Raw genomic sequence first — 15771 nt, 5'->3', positions numbered from 1 at the left:
CCCCGGCCCTCTCCGGGTCGTCCGGGGGCCCACCCTCCCGGTCACCCCTGACCCCGCTCAGCACAACCACCCCCGTTTCCTCAGGCGAATCGTTCCTCTGCCATCCCTTTGTGTGAAGCGAACCTGGCCGGTCCCACGCCTGTGCGTGCGAAAACTAGCTTCGTTACCGGAGGTGACCGGACCATGACGGCCTGTGCGATCGAGCCCGCGACGGAGCACGAGGACGGCGACGCGCCTCGGGCGGGATGCACCATCACGGCGGACGGTTCCTACGCCGCCCGCCTCGCGCTGGACGGCGAGAGCTGGTTCCCGGAGCGCTGGACCCTGGACGGCCCCGAGCCCTACGCCGTGCCGCTGCCCGCCCACCAGCCGGAGGAACCCGGCACCGAGCTGCAGCCGATGGGCGACGGGCGGGTCCTGATCTGCCGCCCGACCGACGGACGGCACATCTTCTCCCTGCTGTATCCGACCGGGCCCGGCACCGGCGAGCTGCTCCTCGGCGCGGTCCAGTGCCCGCCGGAGCAGACCCGGCTGCGACTGCTGCCCCCGGCGCCGGGCGGCGGCAGGGCCTACGCCCTCGCGGTGGGCCGGCACTCCAGCGCGGTGTGGCTGGTGGCGGGGGGTGCGTTCGGGCCGGAGCAGGTCGCGGAGGTCCCGGGGCGCTGCTCGGGCGGGGTGTGGCTGGACCGGGGCGGGCGGATACTGGCTCTCGACCGTCTCGGCCCGGAGCCCGGGGGCCGTACGAAGGCCGTCGTGGTCGATCTGGAGCGCGGCGGCGAGGTCTCCGAGCTGCTGCAGATCGCGGACGACAGCGACGACCGGCTGCTGCTCGCCGACCCGGACAGCGGGCTGCTGCTGATCGGCTCGGACGCGCCCTCGCCGGGGCAGGAACGATTGGGCTGGGGCGTGCTGGGCAGCACACTGCCGGTGCGCTTCCCGGAGTGCCTGCGGATGCCCGACTGCGCGGTGACGCCGTTCGCGATCCAGCCGGGGCAGGTGCTGACGCCGGAGAGCTGCGGGGTGGCGTTGCGTGTGGACGGGCCGGTCGGGAGTTGGGTCGGGGTGTGGCGGCCCGCCGAACGGCAGGTACGTCATCTTCCGGCGCCCGAGGGGTGGTTGGCGGGAGCCGGGCTGTGGACGCGGGACGGGGTGCTGCAACTGCCGTATGCCACCGGGTCGGTGCGGTGCGGGGTGGCTCGGGTGGAGGTGCCTTCGCCGGGGGCGGCATCCTCGAACTCAGCCTCCACCGCACCGGATTCGGCATCGCGCGAGCCGTCGGAAACGGACCCTCCGGCTCCCGTCATTCCCCGCCCCGTGCCCTTGCAGCAAGCCCCGTTGGGCGGTCTTGTAACGAAGTAGTGGCGGTTGGCGTGGCCGCCTGGATCCGGCCCCTGGGGGGTTGGTTAAAATCGCCCGGCTGTGAGCAAAAGATCATGTTGACGGGGTGAGTTTTCCGATGAGCAACGCCAGCACGACCCAGCCGGGGCCGGCCGACGTTCACGACGTTCAGAAGGACACCGGTCACGGCAGGCACCGGGGTCCGGTGTCCGCCCAGGACGGCGAGACGGCCCCCCGCGGCCGTCACCGCAAGCCGGCTGAGGAAACCGAGACGGCAGCCTGACGCCGACTGCGCACGGCCCCGCCCTTCACCGCGAAGGGCGGGGCCGTTCTCGTTCCTACGCCCCGCCTGACCAAGCCCTTTTCAGCCCCAGCACCTCCACCGCCCCGAACGTCTCCCCCTCCGGCAGCTCCGCGTAGTGCGGGGTGAGCAGCGCGTCCAGCTCGTCGTACGTGAACGTCTCCTGCTTGCTGTCGAACTTCGCGGCCACCCGGGGCCGTTCGACGACCGCCACCATGCCGCCGTGCACGACGAGCAGCTGGCCGTTGATCCGGTCGGCGGCCGGGGAGGCCAGGTAGCCGACGAGTGGGGCGACATGCTCGGGGGCGAGCGGGTCCAGGCCGTCCTCGGGCCGGTCGAGGCCAGCGAAGACGTCCTCGGTCATGCGGGTCCGGGCGCGCGGGCAGATGGCGTTGGCGGTCACGCCGTACTTGGCGAGCGCGAGGGCGGTGGACGTGGTGAGCCCGACGATTCCGCCCTTCGCCGCCGCGTAGTTGGGCTGCCCGGCGGATCCGGCGAGGAACGCCTCCGAGGACGTGTTCACGACCCGCCCGTACACCGGCCCTCCCGCCGCCTTGGACCGCTCACGCCAGTGTGCGGCGGCGAAGCGGATGGTGTTGAAGTGGCCCTTGAGGTGGACCCGGATCACCGAGTCCCACTCCGCCTCCGCCATGGAGAAGACCATGCGGTCGCGCAGGATGCCGGCGTTGTTGACCAGGATGTCCAGCTTGCCGAACTCCGCGACGGCCAACTCGGCCAGTGCGCCCGCCTGTTGGAAGTCGGCGACGTCCCCGGTGTGGGCGAGGGCCGTGCCGCCGGCCGCGCGGATCTCGGCGGCGACCTCCTCGGCGGGCGCGGCGGAGGCCTCGCCCGAGCCGTCCCGGCCGGGCTGCCCGTAGTCGTTGACGACGACGGCGGCGCCGAGCCGGGCGAGTTCGAGCGCCTCGGCCCGGCCCAGGCCCCGCCCGGCGCCGGTGACGATCGCGGACAGTCCTTCGAGTGGCAGTGACATCGGGCTCCTAAAGAAGCGTGGCCGTCAGGAAGCGAGGTCGTCGGGAAGCGTGGCCGTCAGATCTCTATGCAGGTACGCAGTGCCGTGGCCGTCCGCATCTGGTCCAGGGCCTCGTTGATGTCGGCCAGCGGCACCCGGTGGGTGATCAGGCCCGCGAGGTCGATCCGGCCCGCCCGCCACAGGGCGATCGTCCGCTCGTAGGAGCGCAGGACGTCACCGCCGCCGTACATGGACGGCAGGATCCGCTTCTCGTCGAAGAACAGCTCGAACATGTTGAGCTGGAGGAAGTCGTCCATGGCTCCCGCGCCGACGACGACGAGCGTGCCGCCGCGCCGGGTGTGGTCGTACGCCGTGCGGGCGGTGGCGGACTTGCCGACGACCTCGAAGACGTAGTCGAAGCCCTCTCCGGCGGTGACCTGCTGCTTGGCGTCGGCCAGCTCGTCCGGTGAGACGGCCCTGGTGGCGCCGAACCTGAGTGCGGACTCGCGGCGGGAGGCGACCGGGTCGACGGCGACGATCTCGGCGGCGCCCTTGAGCCGCGCCCCCTGGATCGCCGAGATGCCGACGCCCCCGCAGCCGATGACGGCGACCGACGAACCGGCCTCCACGTCGGCCGTGTTGAGGGCGGCGCCGAGTCCCGTGGTCACGCCGCAGCCGATGAGCGCGGCGATGTCGAAGGGCACGTCGTCGGGGATCGGCACCGCGCAGCCGGCGTCGACGACGACCTCCTCGGCGAAGGTGCCGGTGCCGGCGAAGCCGAAGACATCACCGCCGGGGCGCTTGAAGTTGGGTGTGCCGGCGTTCATGAACCCGGCCAGGCACAGCTCGGTCTGGCCGCGCTTGCAGGCGGGGCAGGCTCCGCAGGCGGGCAGCCAGCACAGGACGACCCGGTCGCCCGGCTTGAGGTGGGTGACGGTCTCCCCGACCTCGATGATCTCGCCCGCCCCCTCGTGGCCGGGCACGAAGGGCGCCGGCTGGGGCAGCACCCCTCCCATCGCGGACAGGTCGGAGTGACACAGCCCGGTGGCCCGCACCCGGACCCTCACCCGGCCGGGGCCGAAGCCCACCGCCTCGACGTCGTCGAGGACCTCCAGCTTGTCCTGGCCGATCTCGTGCAGTACGGCTGCGCGCATGGTGCGGCTCCCCTCGTACGGCGTTCTGGACTCAGGTGTGTTCGACGACGGTGTCGGCGAGAACGGGCGCGTCGTCCCGCTCGACGGCGCTCACGGCCACGCGGACGGTGCCCGGACCGGGCCACATGCGGATGCGCAGGGTCTCCCCCGGATACACGACCCCGGCGAACCGGGTGTCGTAGGACCGCACCCGGGTCACGTCCCCGCCGAGCAGCGTGTCGACGACCGCCTTGAGGGTCATGCCGTAGGTGCACAGGCCGTGCAGGATGGGCCGCTCGAACCCGGCGACCTTGGCGAACTCCGGGTCGGCGTGCAGCGGGTTCCAGTCGCCGGAGAGGCGGTACAGCAGGGCCTGGTCCTCGCGGATCGGCCGCTCGACGGTCCGGGCGGGCGCGCCCTCGGGGGGTTCGAGGCGGGCGGACGGGCCGCGGTCGCCGCCCCAGCCGCCCTCGCCGCGGATGAAGATCTGGGCGTCGTTGGTCCACAGCGGGCCCTCGGCGTCGGCGACTTCGGTGCGCAGCACCAGCACGGCCGCCTTGACCTTGTCGTACAGGGCGGCGATCCGGTTGGTGGCGGTGGCCGTGCCCGCCGTCGGGATGGGCCGGTGGATCTTCAGGCTCTGGCCGCCGTGCAGGACGCGGGCGAGGTCGACCTCGATGCCGGGCATGGACAGTCCGCTGATCACTCCGGGCGAGCCGGAGCCCGCGACGGTGGCGAAGCTGGGCAGCACGTGCAGCCGGGACTCCAGGGTGTAGCGCAGTTCGTCGAGGTCGGTGGCGGGGCTGCGCAGGTCGGGATTGGCGGCGGCGCCGATGCCGAGGTGGTAGAGCTGGACGTCCTTGGAGTTCCAGGAGATCTCACCGGTCCGGGGCTCGGCGGCGAGGGCCTTGGCTGCGTCGATGGGCATACGGCTCCTGAAGGTGGCGGAGTCAAGACCCCGGTACGGCCGTCCGCACCGTCGGCCGCACCGAGGTCGTCACGGGCCGTTCTAGAACGCGTTCCAGTCCGGCGCCCTCTGTATAGCCGAGCGCTCCGCAGTTGTGAAGGCTCCTGACGTGGCATCAGATCCGGTTGCGCGTCCTTCCGCTCGGCGGGGCCGTGACATTTGTCCTGCCGGAGAGCCGACAACAGGACCTGCCGTACGCGGGCCTCGATCCGTAGCGTCTGAGCCATGACACTGGGGACGGAACCGACGAACGGGGGACGGGACATGTCCTGGACGCGCAAGGTGTCGTGCACACCGACTCCGCTGAGGGCCGGACGGCTGCCCGACACCCCGGGCCCGCACCCGACCGGCTTCGCCCTGCTGCCGTGGCTGCTGCTGGGGATGGGCTCCTTCTCGAACCTCTTCCAGGGGGAGACGGCCAACCCGTGGATCGGCGGCCTGGGGCTGCTCACCTTCAACTCGCTCTACATCTACGTGTCGTTCCGCGCGTTCGTGAAGGAGAAGCGCGAGGCCCGCTCCACGCAGGTGGCGCTGGGCCTGCTGGCGGCGGTGACCTGCGGACTCGGCCTCGGCTACGGCGGCAGCTGGCTGCTGTTCTTCCCGCTGCTCGGCCTCGCGACGGGCGCGGTCGTACGGATGCCGCGCCTGCGCCCGACCGGGGCGGCGGTGACCGTGCTCTCCGGTGTGGTCGCCTTCGTACGGGACGGCTGGGGCGGCCTCGACATCGCGTACGCCACCTGGATCTCGACGATCGTGACGGCGGCGATCCTGTCCCTGTCCGAGGCGGTACGGGAACTGCGCGCGGCCCGCGAGGAGCTGGCCCGGCGGGCGGTCGAGGAGGAACGCGTGCGGTTCTCCCGCGATCTGCACGACCTGCTCGGACACACGCTCTCGGTGATCGTGGTGAAGTCGGAGGCGGCACGGCGGCTGGCCGCGCGAGACATGGACGCGGCCGTCGCCCAGGTCGCCGACATCGAGTCCGTGGGCCGGCAGGCGCTCACGGAGATCCGCGAGGCGGTGACCGGCTACCGCAGGGGCAGCCTGGCCACGGAGCTGGACCGCGCCCACTCGGCCCTGGCGGCGGCGGGGATCACCCCGGCGTTCCACCAGTCCGGCCCTCCCCTCCCCCAGCAGACGGAGGCCCTGCTGGGGTGGGTGGTGCGCGAGGCGGTCACCAACGTCGTGCGGCACAGTGCCGCGGCCCGCTGCGAGATCACGGTCTCGGGCAGCACGGAACGCGTCCGCCTGACGGTCACCGACGACGGCACCGGCACGCCCGTGGCCGCGCCCCGGGAGGGCATCGGCGGCACCGGGCTGAGGGGCATGACGGAACGCCTCGCCGCGGCCGGGGGCACCCTGACGGCGGGACCCGGGCCACGCCAGGGGTTCGTGGTGACGGCGGAACTCCCGGTGGAATCGGCCGAGTTGACGGTCCCGGCCGACTCGCCCGAAGTGCGTGAACCGGTACGCGCGGGCATCGGCTGAGAGCAGCCGCTTCGGGGCGCCGACCAGGTACGCGCAGGACGGGTTCGGCCGAGCCCCGTGCGCCCTACTCTTGCCCCGTGAACGAGATGCCGCGGGATCACCGGCCCGCCAAGTCCATCCGAGTTCTGCTCGCCGAGGACCAGGGCATGATGCGCGGGGCACTCGCCTTACTGCTCGGGATGGAGCCGGACATCGAGGTCGTGGCGCAGGTGGCGGCAGGCGACGTGATCGTGGACGCCGCCCTCGTCCACCGCCCGGACGTCGCCCTCCTCGACATCGAACTCCCGGGCCGCAGCGGACTGGACGCCGCGGCCGAACTGCGCGACCAGGTCCCCGACTGCCGGGTGCTGATCCTGACGACCTTCGGCCGCCCCGGCTATCTGCGCCGGGCGATGGAGGCGGGCGCCGCCGGCTTCCTGGTGAAGGACGGTCCCGTGGAGGAACTGGCCGCCGCGGTCCGCCGCGTACTGACCGGCGAGACGGTGATCGACCCGGCCCTCGCCGCGGCTGCCCTGAGCGCCGGGCCCAACCCGCTCACCGCCCGCGAACGCGACGTGCTCAACGCCTCGACGGACGGCGCGACGGTCGCCGACATCGCGACCCGGCTCCACCTCTCCGAGTCGACGGTCCGCAACTACCTGTCCTCCGCGATCGGCAAGACGGGCACGCGCAACCGGATGGAGGCGACGCGGGAGGCTCGGCAGCAGGGGTGGCTGTAGGGGGCCCGCCACTCGGTCGGTGCAGGTCCATGCTCGTCACAAGCGTCCTCACAAGCGTCGCTTCCCCGTCACTGCCCGGGCCCCCTCCGCGGCAGCCAGACCACCATCAGCACCACTCCCGCGGCCAGCACCCCCGCTCCCGTCCGGAACGCCAGCGCATAGCCCTCCGTCAGCGCCGCCGGCGTATCGCTGCCGCCCGAGCGGGCCGCCGCCAGCGTCGACAGGACCGCGAGGCCCAGTGAACCGCCCATCGTGCGGGAGGTGTTGACGAGACCCGAGACCAGGCCGGCCTCCCCCGGCTCCGCGCCGGACGTGGCCAGGGCCGCGAGGGGGGTCGCCGCCAGGCCCGCGCCCAGCATCATCAGGATGCCCGGCACCATGATCGAGGTCAGGTACGCGCCGTCCACGCTCAGCGTCGACTGCCAGCCGAAGCCGACGACCGCGACGAGCGTGCCGGTGGCCGCGAGGGTGCGCGGGCCGAACCAGCGCATGAGCAGCGGCGCGAGCTTGGAGCCGAGGATCACCGCCAGCGAGCTCGGCACCAGTGCCAGGCCGGCGTCCAGCGGGCCGTAGCCGAGCACGTTCTGCGCGTACAGCGTCATGAAGTACCACATGCAGAACATCGCCGACCCGCACAGGAACATCGCCACGTTCGCCGACGACACCGCCCGCACCCGCAGCAGCCCGAGCGGCATCAGCGGCGCCGCCGTACGCGACTCCACCACGAGGAAGACGCCGAGCAGGGCGGCCCCGGCGAGCAGGGGCAGGACCGTGTCCGCGGCCGTCCAGCCGGAGGCCTCCGTCTGCGAGATGCCGTACGCCAGCGTCGCCAGCCCCGCCGTCACCAGCACCGCCCCCGGCAGATCCAGCCGCCGCCGGTCGCCGGCCCGGCTCTCCGCGAGCCACAAGGCGGAACCGGCCAGTACGACCGCGCCCACCGGCACGTTGATCAGCAGGACCCAGCGCCACGACAGTGCTTCCACCAGCAGCCCGCCGACCAGCCCGCCCGCCGCGCCACCGCCCGCTCCGACGGCGGTCCACGTGCCTATGGCCCGCGCCCGGGCCGCCCCCTCCGGCACCGCCGCCGTCAGGATCGTGAGCGTCGAGGGCGCCAGCACCGCCGCGCCCAGCCCCTGCACGGCCCGCGCGGCCAGCAGCTGCCACTCCTGCTGGGCCAGCCCGCCGGCCAGCGAGGCCAGGGTGAACACCGCGAGCCCGACGAGGAACATCCGCTTACGGCCGTAGAGGTCACCGGCCCGCCCGCCGAGCAGCATGAACCCGGCGAAGGCGATGGCGTACGCGTTGACGACCCACTGCAGCCCCTGGGCGCTCATCCCCAGGTCGGCCCGCATCGAGGGCAGTGCCACGTTCACGACGGACACGTCGAGCACGACCAGGAACTGCCCCGCACAGGCGAGCGCCACCACCAGCCAGGTGGGCGGCGCGGTACGGCGGGGGGCACGGGTGACGTCCGCGGCTTCGAGCATGCCTGTCATGCTCTCAACGACGGACGCTCCTGGCATCGGAAATTCGCCCTAGGCCAACGGCCCGGGCCGGCCTGGGCCGCGGTCCGGGCGGCTCATTCCCCAAGAGAAGGTCAAGATTTCGTTAGTGACCCAAAGCATCGGAATAGTTGCCCAGGCACACGGAGTTCGAGGTACACATGACACAAACGACGACCGAAAAGCCCACCGGCGGAGCGACCGGCCCCCTCGTCCCGGTCCTCGCCTTCGCGGGCATCGTTGTCGCGGTAATGCAGACCCTGCTCGTCCCCGTCATCAAGGACCTGCCGCAGCTGCTGAGCACCGCGCCCAGCAACGCCACCTGGGTCCTGACCTCGACTCTCCTCTCGGGCGCCGTCGCCACCCCGATCATGGGCCGCCTCGGTGACCTCTACGGCAAGCGCCGCATGCTGATAGCCAGCCTGTCCGTGATGGTGGTCGGTGCGCTGATCAGCGCGTTCACCAGCACCCTCCTCCCCATGATCGTCGGACGCACCCTGCAGGGCTTCGCGATGGGCGCCATCCCGCTCGGCATCGGCCTGATGCGCGACATGCTGCCCCGCGAGAAGCTCGGCTCGGCCATGGCCCTGATGAGCTCCTCGATAGGCGTCGGCGGCGGACTCGCCCTGCCCGCCGCGGCCCTGGTCGCCCAGCACGCGAACTGGCACGCCCTCTTCTACGGCGCCGCCGGCCTCGGCGTCCTCGCCATCGTCCTCACCCTCGTCGTCGTACCGGAGTCCAAGCTCCGCGCGGAAGGCTCCTTCGACCACCTCGGCGCCCTCGGCCTCTCCGTGGGCCTCGTCCTCTTCCTCCTGCCGATCACCAAGGGCAGCGACTGGGGCTGGACGTCCGTCACCACGCTCGGCATGTTCGGCGCGTCGGCCGCCGTCCTGCTCCTCTGGGGCATCTACGAGCTGCGCACGAAGGCCCCCCTGGTCGACCTGCGCACCACGGCCCGCCCGGCCGTCCTCTTCACCAACCTCGCGTCGATCATGGTCGGCGTCAGCTTCTACGTCGTCTCCCTGGTCCTCCCCCAGCTGCTCCAGCTGCCGAAGGAGACCGGCTACGGCCTCGGCCAGTCGATGGTCGTCGCGGGTCTGCTGGTGGCCCCGCTGGGCCTGACGATGATGTTCACGGCGCCGGTCTACGCCCGCCTGTCCGCGAAGTACGGCCCGAAGACGACCCTGATCCTCGGCATGCTGATCATCGCGATCGGCTACGGCGCCGGCCTCGGCCTGATGAGCGCCCCCTGGCAGAGCCTCGTCATCGCGGTGATCCTCGGCGCGGGCATCGGCCTCGCCTACTCCTCCCTCCCCGCCCTGATCATCGGCGCGGTCCCGGCCTCGGAGACGGGCGCGGCGAACGGCCTCAACACGCTGATGCGTTCCATCGGTACGTCGGTCTCCAGCGCCGTCATCGGCATGGTGCTGGCCAACACCGCGAACAACGTCGGCGGCGTCGAGATCCCGACCATGCACGGCTTCCGCGTCTCCTTCCTGATCGCGACCGCCGCCGTGGCCGTCGGCCTCCTGCTGGCCCTCTTCCTCCCGAAGCAGCGCCCGGCCGCCGCCCACCCGCAGCTGCGCGCCAGCAGCGAGGAGGACGCCAACCTGGAACGCGCCGAGGAGGCCCTGCGCGGCTTCCGGGGCCGCGTCCTGGACGCCACCGGCACGCCCGTCGCCCGCGCCAGGGTCACCCTCATCGACCGCCGCGGCCGCCAGGCCGGAGCGACCCTCTCCGCGGACGACGGCACCTACGCCCTCACCGTCCCCGCCCAGGGCCCCTACGTCCTGGCCGCCCGAGCCGACGGCCACGCCCCGCTGGCCTCCTCGGCGACCCACGCGGGCGACGACAGCCCGGTGGACGTGGATCTGTCGCTGCCGGAGGAGACGGTCACCGTCTGAGGAGACGCTCACCGGTCCGAGGCCCGCCCGGCCGCTGTCACACCCCCCGTCACCCGAGTGACGGGGGGTGTGATGCACGATGGGCCCCACCTGCTCGTACGACCGAAGGGACCCCGATGATCCCGGCCCCCAAGCCCGAGATCCTGGCCGCGTTCGAGGCCTCGAAGGGCTTCATGCCCATGGGCGAGGGCCTGGCCCTGTACTCGGCTGCCGTAGCGGCCGGCCGTCTCGGCCTCCCCCTCCTGGAGGTCGGCACCTACTGCGGCCGCTCCACCATCCTGCTCGCCGACGCCGCCCGCGAGGCCGGCGTGACCGCCCTCACGGTCGACCACCACCGCGGCAGCGAGGAGCAGCAGCCGGGCTGGGAGTACCACGACCCGCAGACGGTCGACCCCGAGATCGGCCTGATGGACACGCTGCCGACGTTCCGCCGGACCCTGCACCGGGCCGGCCTGGAGGAGCACGTGATCGCCCTCGTCGGCCGCTCCCCGCAGGTCGCGAAGATCTGGAACTCCCCGCTCGGCCTCGTCTTCATCGACGGCGGCCACACCGACGAGCACGCCACCGCCGACTACGAGGGCTGGGCCCCGCATGTCGCCGAGGGCGGCCTGCTCGTCATCCACGACGTGTTCCCCAACCCGGAGGACGAGTTCACCGGGCAGGCGCCGTACCGGGTGTATCTGCGGGCCCTGGAGTCCGGGGCGTTCACGGAGGTGTCGGTGACGGAGTCACTGCGGGTGCTGAAGCGGACGGGGCCAGGGGTCTGAACTCCGGCGCCGCTCGACCGCGCCTTCCCGGCGCACGCCATGTTCGGCCCGTAAGGTGTCACGCGTGTCGTACGTAGGTCCGGACTTCGATCCTCCCCAGCCCCGCCGCAACCGCCGCCGAACCCTGACCGTCGCGGTCGCCGCCCTGGTGCCGGGGGCCCTGCTCGGTTGGGTGATGTACGAGGCGCTGGGCGACCCCGGCGGCAGCGGCGGCTCCGGCACCGCTGCCGTACGGCCGTCCTCGCCCGCGTCGGACTCGGCGCCGACGGACTCCTCCACGAGCGACGACAAGCCGCCGGGCCCGACCCCCACCGCGGACTCCACGTCCGCGTCCGGTCCCCTCCAGGGCAAGGTCGTCGTCATCGACCCGGGCCACAACCCGAACAACTTCCAGCACACCGCCGAAATCAACCGCAAGGTGAACATCGGCACGAACTGGAAGGAGTGCGACACCACGGGGACCTCCACCAACGACGGCTACACCGAAGCCAAGTTCACCCTGGACGTCGCCCACCGGATGCGCACGCTGCTCCAGAAGCAGGGCGCCACGGTCAAGTTCACGCAGGACGGCGACCGGTCGTGGGGTCCCTGCGTCGACGAGCGCGCCGAAATCGGCAACAAGGCCGACGCCGACGCGGTCGTCTCCATCCACGCGGACGGCGCCGGCGCCGGCCAGCGCGGCTTCCACGTCATCCTTCCCGGCAAGGTCGACGCGGGCGCCGCCGACACCGGCCCCATCGTCACCCCCTCCCGCGACCTCGGCGAGCGCATCGCCGGCTCCTTCGTCCGCGTCACGGGCAACGCCCCCTCCAACTACATCGGCGACGGCACCGGCCTCGTCACGCGTAAGGACCTCGGCGGTCTCAATCTGTCAACGGTTCCCAAGGTGTTCATCGAGTGCGGCAACATGCGCGATACCAAGGACGCGGCGTTGCTCACCAGCGGCGCGTGGCGACAGAAGGCTGCGCAAGGGATCTCTGAGGGAATCGTGAGTTTCCTGGAGAAGTAGCAGCCCACAGAGTCGTCATGTGCACGCTCAGATCTACCTCAAAACGATTGCAGCTGCACGCTCCCTCTTGATCAACTGTTCTCGACCGGAGGCGGTCAACGCCTTCTTATGATCATGGGGGATCAGTTGAAGCTCCAAACAGCCAAACGCGGGGCCACCATTGCCGTCATGTCCGTGAGCCTGCTCGGCACAGGCGTCGCAGCTCAGGCTGCTCCGGGCCCGAATAATTCCGACGTCGCGGGCACGCAGGCGACCGGAGCCAGGACCGGCTACGCCGGCGAGAAACTGGCAGGTACCCGAGCAGCCAAGAGGCTGATCAATGTCCGCTCCATTGGCTCGAAGTGCGGCAAGACAGCCATCGCGACAGCCGAGGGCAAAGGCAAGATGACACTGCGCATAGACGACACCCGATCCGCAGGTACCGTGCTCTCGAAGGACATCACGGCTTCGGCGGGCTCCATCAGCGTGGGAGTCGGCTGGGATGTGTCGAAGACGCGCAGCATCACCGTGAGCGGATCCAAGGAAGTGCCGCGCGGCAAGTACGGCACGCTCAAGGCCTACGTGAAGTACTCCGGAAAAAAGTTCGACGTGCAGGAAATGTACTGGGCCAATTCGTGGCAGACCATCCGGTGGAACAAGACGGCCTACAAACCGATCGGCGTCTGTTTCAAGTACAGCGAGCGGTAGCCGACTTCGAGTCACATCCAGCCCTTACCTAAGTGGCCCGCCGGAGATACTCCGGCGGGCCGCTTCTCGCTGCGGGCCCAAGGTCGCAGTCCGCAGGACATATCTCAATCGGGGACCGGCATCCATTCGTTGCTGTAACCCGAACGCACGACCGTCACCGACGATATTGTCGTCCATGCGTACAGCGGCGACGGCACCGCGCAGCACAAACACGAAGGACCTGAAGTCATTCACTCCCCGGCCCGAAGGCCGGAGCGCACCTCTCAGTTGAGAGTCACGCCCCCGTTTGACCAGCCCCAGTCATCACCGCAAGGAGGTGCATCTGATGACTACGTTCAGTTCACGCGAGAAGACCCACCGCGCCGTGCTTCCTCAGCGGCGCGCTCTGGAATCCGCAGGAGCAGACAACCCTGGGAGTAGGGACGAAACGGCTTGTGGACTCCCGGCCGCCGAGCCGGGCACGGGTTCTGAACATGGGCGAGGGGAGATCCTGCCGGAGGGCACCCATCCGGCAGGGCGTCACCCCAACCCCGCTTCAACGGGGAAGGGCGCGGCCCGTGAGGGTCATCCAACGGTGTTTGTTCTGGACAAACACCAGCAACCACTCATGCCATGCAGCCCGGCCCGTGCCCGCAGACTCCTCAGGCAGGGCCGAGCCGTCGTGCACCGTCACACCCCATTTGTTATCCGCCTCAAAGACCGCACTGCCGCGACCTCCGAAGTGACCGGCGTGGAGTTAGGTGTCGACCCAGGCAGCAGATTCACTGGAATCGCCCTGTTCCGCGCGGTCAGCGGCACGAGCGAAACCGCACGCCATGGCCTGTTCGCAATCGAGCTTGCACATCGTGGTGGCCCTATCAGCGACAGGCTCATGTCCCGGGCCACGCTGCGGCGGACACGGAGGCAGCGCAAACTCCGCTATCGAGCGCCGCGCTTCAGCAACCGCTCACGACCAGAAGGCTGGCTCGCTCCGTCCCTAGGACACCGTGTCGACACCGTCACCGCCTGGGTCGACAGGATCGCCCGCTGGGCCCCTGTACGCACGCTGCATGTAGAACTCGCTGCCTTCGACACCCGGGCCATGAGCGCTGACAAGTCCTGGTCCGACGCGGAGTATCGGCGAGGCACGCTGCAGGGAATGGAAGCACGCGAGTACCTCCTGACAAAGTGGAACCGGGCATGTGCCTACTGCGGAGCACAGGGCGTCCCCCTCAACATCGACCACATCCATCCGCGATCGCGAGGCGGATCCGACCGCATCTCCAACCTCACCCTCGCCTGCGTTCCCTGCAACGAACGCAAGAGCAACAGGTCGGTCGAGGACTTCCTCAAGAAGAAACCCGCTCTGCTCGAGAAGATCCTTGGAGAGGCGAAGGCCCCGCTCCGGGATGCCGCCGCGATGAATGCGACCCGCAGCGCACTTGTCCGGGGGCTCGAAGCCCGCCACCAAGACGTGCGGACGTCCTCCGGTGGTCGGACGAGATGGAATCGGCAGCGCACCACAACGCCCAAGAGCCACACCCTGGATGCCCTGTGTGTCGGGGTCCTCGGCAGTGTGGCGCGTCACCCCGCAACCATTCATGCGGTGACCGCGACTGGACGCGGAACCTACCGGCGCACCAGCCCGGACCGGTACGGCTTTCCCCGCCTCAATCTGCCCCGCACCAAGCAACACTTCGGCTACGCAACCGGCGATCTGGTATGCGCGAGCGTCCCCACCGGCAAGAGGCAGGGCACTCACACCGGCCGCGTCGCAGTCCGCTCCACGGGCAACTTCAACATCAAGACCGGCCAGGGACTCGTTCAGGGCATTCACCACCGGCACGTCCGTCTCCTGCAACGAGCCGACGGCTACGCCTACACCACACGCCCCGAGGCCAGACGCGCCTGACCTCTGCGGTCTCAATCTGTCAACGGTTTCCGAACCGTTTCACCGTTGCGGACGCGGCGCGATAGCAAGGACATGGCGCTGCTGACCAGTGGCGCGGGGGCGGCCGTGGAATCTCTGAGGGGATCGTGAGTTTCCTGCGTGGGTAGTGGTCCACGGGCTGATCCCGGCGGACACCCTCGTCGGTCGGACGATAAGGTCGTCTCTACGATGAGGGGCCACCCCCGCGCTTCACACAGGGGCCTGACGGCGACATGGTGACAGCGACGCCTCCACCGACGACGAGACGACCTACGAAGGACCTTTGAAGTGAATATCCGCTCCCTCACTCGAGGCGACGGCGTGGTGATCGGAGCAGCGGTATTGCTGTTCATCGCGTCTTTCCTCGGCGTTGCCAGCTGCGACGGCCCGGACGCCGTTTGCGAGAACGTCAGCGTTCCGAACGCCTGGGACGTGAGCATCGGCCTCGGGCTCGGTACGTACATGACCGGCGTCATCGGCGCCGTACTGATCGTGGTCGCCCACCTGCTGCCCCAGCCGCGCAAGGTGGCCGGACTTGAGTTGGGCCCCCTCGGTGTCGGCCTGAGCGTGGCGGCCGCCTGGTCGCTCCTGTGGTGGACGATCGACGCGGAAGACACGGGCGTCGGTCTCATCCTCGGCCTGCTCGCCAGCCTGGCCCTCGCCGGTGCCGCCATCGCCACCCCCCTCGTCCCCGCCCTCCAGGCCGCCCTCCTCCCGGCCCCCCGCCCCGCCGCCCCGCAGCCCTACGGCGCCCAGCCCCCCGGTGGTTACGGCTACCCGGGTGCCCAGCAGCCGCAGCAGCCCTACGGTGGGCAGCCGCAGGCCGGGCAGCCGTTCGGGGGTGGGCAGCCGCAGGCGCCGCAGGCTCCGGCCGGGGACTTCTCGCCGTTCTGGTTCGCCGTGCCCGTGCCGCGCCCGCTGTTCGGGGAGGACGGCGCGCCGACCCCGATCGCCGAACTCGCGCCGGGCACCTGGTACCTGGCCGTCGAGCAGCGCGGCGCCACCCTGGTCGCGCAGACGCAGGACGGCCGCCGTGGCGTGCTCCAGGACACCTCGGGTATTCAGCGCGGCTGAGCCCCT

13 protein-coding genes are annotated in these 15771 nt (G+C 70.8%); 9 read left to right on the top strand and 4 right to left on the bottom strand.

Going from position 1 to position 15771, the window contains the following annotated elements:
* Positions 1-183 precede the first annotated feature (183 nt).
* Entirely contained in the window at positions 184-1359 is a 1176-nt protein-coding gene (locus tag OG331_RS34635) for a hypothetical protein (protein WP_406203568.1), read from the top strand.
* A 317-nt stretch (positions 1360-1676) separates the two neighbouring features.
* Here the strand turns inward: OG331_RS34635 and OG331_RS34630 are convergent, their stop codons facing one another.
* Genes OG331_RS34630 through OG331_RS34620 form a run of 3 tightly spaced genes read right to left on the bottom strand, consistent with a single transcriptional unit; the run spans position 1677 to position 4670 of the window.
* Positions 1677-2630, bottom strand: a complete 954-nt coding sequence (locus OG331_RS34630) for a 3-oxoacyl-ACP reductase (protein ID WP_406203565.1) — start codon at positions 2628-2630, stop codon at positions 1677-1679.
* Positions 2631-2686: 56 nt separating this feature from the next.
* The gene (locus tag OG331_RS34625) at positions 2687-3763 is read right to left on the bottom strand and encodes a Zn-dependent alcohol dehydrogenase (RefSeq protein ID WP_406203562.1); all 1077 of its coding nucleotides are present in this window, start codon (positions 3761-3763) and stop codon (positions 2687-2689) included.
* 31 nt (positions 3764-3794) lie between these two features.
* Positions 3795-4670 (bottom strand): MaoC/PaaZ C-terminal domain-containing protein, encoded by an 876-nt coding sequence (locus tag OG331_RS34620; protein ID WP_406203559.1) that lies wholly within the window; start codon positions 4668-4670, stop codon positions 3795-3797.
* Between the two features lie 303 nt (positions 4671-4973).
* On the opposite strand from OG331_RS34620, the gene OG331_RS34615 reads away from it, so the two are divergent.
* Together OG331_RS34615 and OG331_RS34610 are read left to right on the top strand one after the other, a co-directional pair.
* Positions 4974-6194: a sensor histidine kinase gene (locus OG331_RS34615; RefSeq protein WP_406210480.1), complete on the top strand. Its 1221-nt coding sequence runs from the start codon at positions 4974-4976 to the stop codon at positions 6192-6194.
* Between the two features lie 86 nt (positions 6195-6280).
* The gene (locus OG331_RS34610; RefSeq protein ID WP_406210477.1) at positions 6281-6913 is read left to right on the top strand and encodes a response regulator; all 633 of its coding nucleotides are present in this window, start codon (positions 6281-6283) and stop codon (positions 6911-6913) included.
* Positions 6914-6981: 68 nt separating this feature from the next.
* On the opposite strand, the gene OG331_RS34605 is transcribed toward OG331_RS34610, so the two are convergent.
* Positions 6982-8409, bottom strand: coding sequence for an MFS transporter (locus tag OG331_RS34605; protein ID WP_406203556.1), 1428 nt, complete (start codon positions 8407-8409; stop codon positions 6982-6984).
* A gap of 167 nt (positions 8410-8576) precedes the next feature.
* Here OG331_RS34605 and OG331_RS34600 point away from each other — a divergent pair, with 167 nt between their 5' ends.
* The 6 genes from OG331_RS34600 to OG331_RS34575 all read left to right on the top strand — a co-directional run bounded on the left by OG331_RS34600 (position 8577) and on the right by OG331_RS34575 (position 15765).
* A complete protein-coding gene (locus OG331_RS34600) occupies positions 8577-10319 on the top strand; it encodes an MFS transporter (RefSeq protein ID WP_406203553.1) in 1743 nt (580 codons plus the stop codon).
* 116 nt (positions 10320-10435) lie between these two features.
* Positions 10436-11086 carry a class I SAM-dependent methyltransferase gene (locus tag OG331_RS34595; RefSeq protein ID WP_406203550.1) on the top strand — a complete coding sequence of 217 codons (651 nt, stop codon included), beginning with the start codon at positions 10436-10438 and terminating at the stop codon, positions 11084-11086.
* A 64-nt stretch (positions 11087-11150) separates the two neighbouring features.
* Positions 11151-12095 (top strand): N-acetylmuramoyl-L-alanine amidase, encoded by a 945-nt coding sequence (locus OG331_RS34590; RefSeq protein ID WP_406203547.1) that lies wholly within the window; start codon positions 11151-11153, stop codon positions 12093-12095.
* A 168-nt stretch (positions 12096-12263) separates the two neighbouring features.
* A complete protein-coding gene (locus tag OG331_RS34585) occupies positions 12264-12782 on the top strand; it encodes a hypothetical protein (protein ID WP_406203544.1) in 519 nt (172 codons plus the stop codon).
* Positions 12783-13356: 574 nt separating this feature from the next.
* Positions 13357-14673 carry an RNA-guided endonuclease IscB gene (iscB, locus tag OG331_RS34580; protein WP_406203541.1) on the top strand — a complete coding sequence of 439 codons (1317 nt, stop codon included), beginning with the start codon at positions 13357-13359 and terminating at the stop codon, positions 14671-14673.
* 306 nt (positions 14674-14979) lie between these two features.
* The gene (locus OG331_RS34575; RefSeq protein WP_406203538.1) at positions 14980-15765 is read left to right on the top strand and encodes a hypothetical protein; all 786 of its coding nucleotides are present in this window, start codon (positions 14980-14982) and stop codon (positions 15763-15765) included.
* Positions 15766-15771: the final 6 nt, after the last annotated feature.

Source organism: Streptomyces sp. NBC_01017 (assembly GCF_045162795.1).
In the GTDB taxonomy this organism is placed as follows: Bacteria; Actinomycetota; Actinomycetes; order Streptomycetales; family Streptomycetaceae; genus Streptomyces; species Streptomyces machairae.
This window is presented reverse-complemented; position numbering and strand designations above follow the sequence as displayed.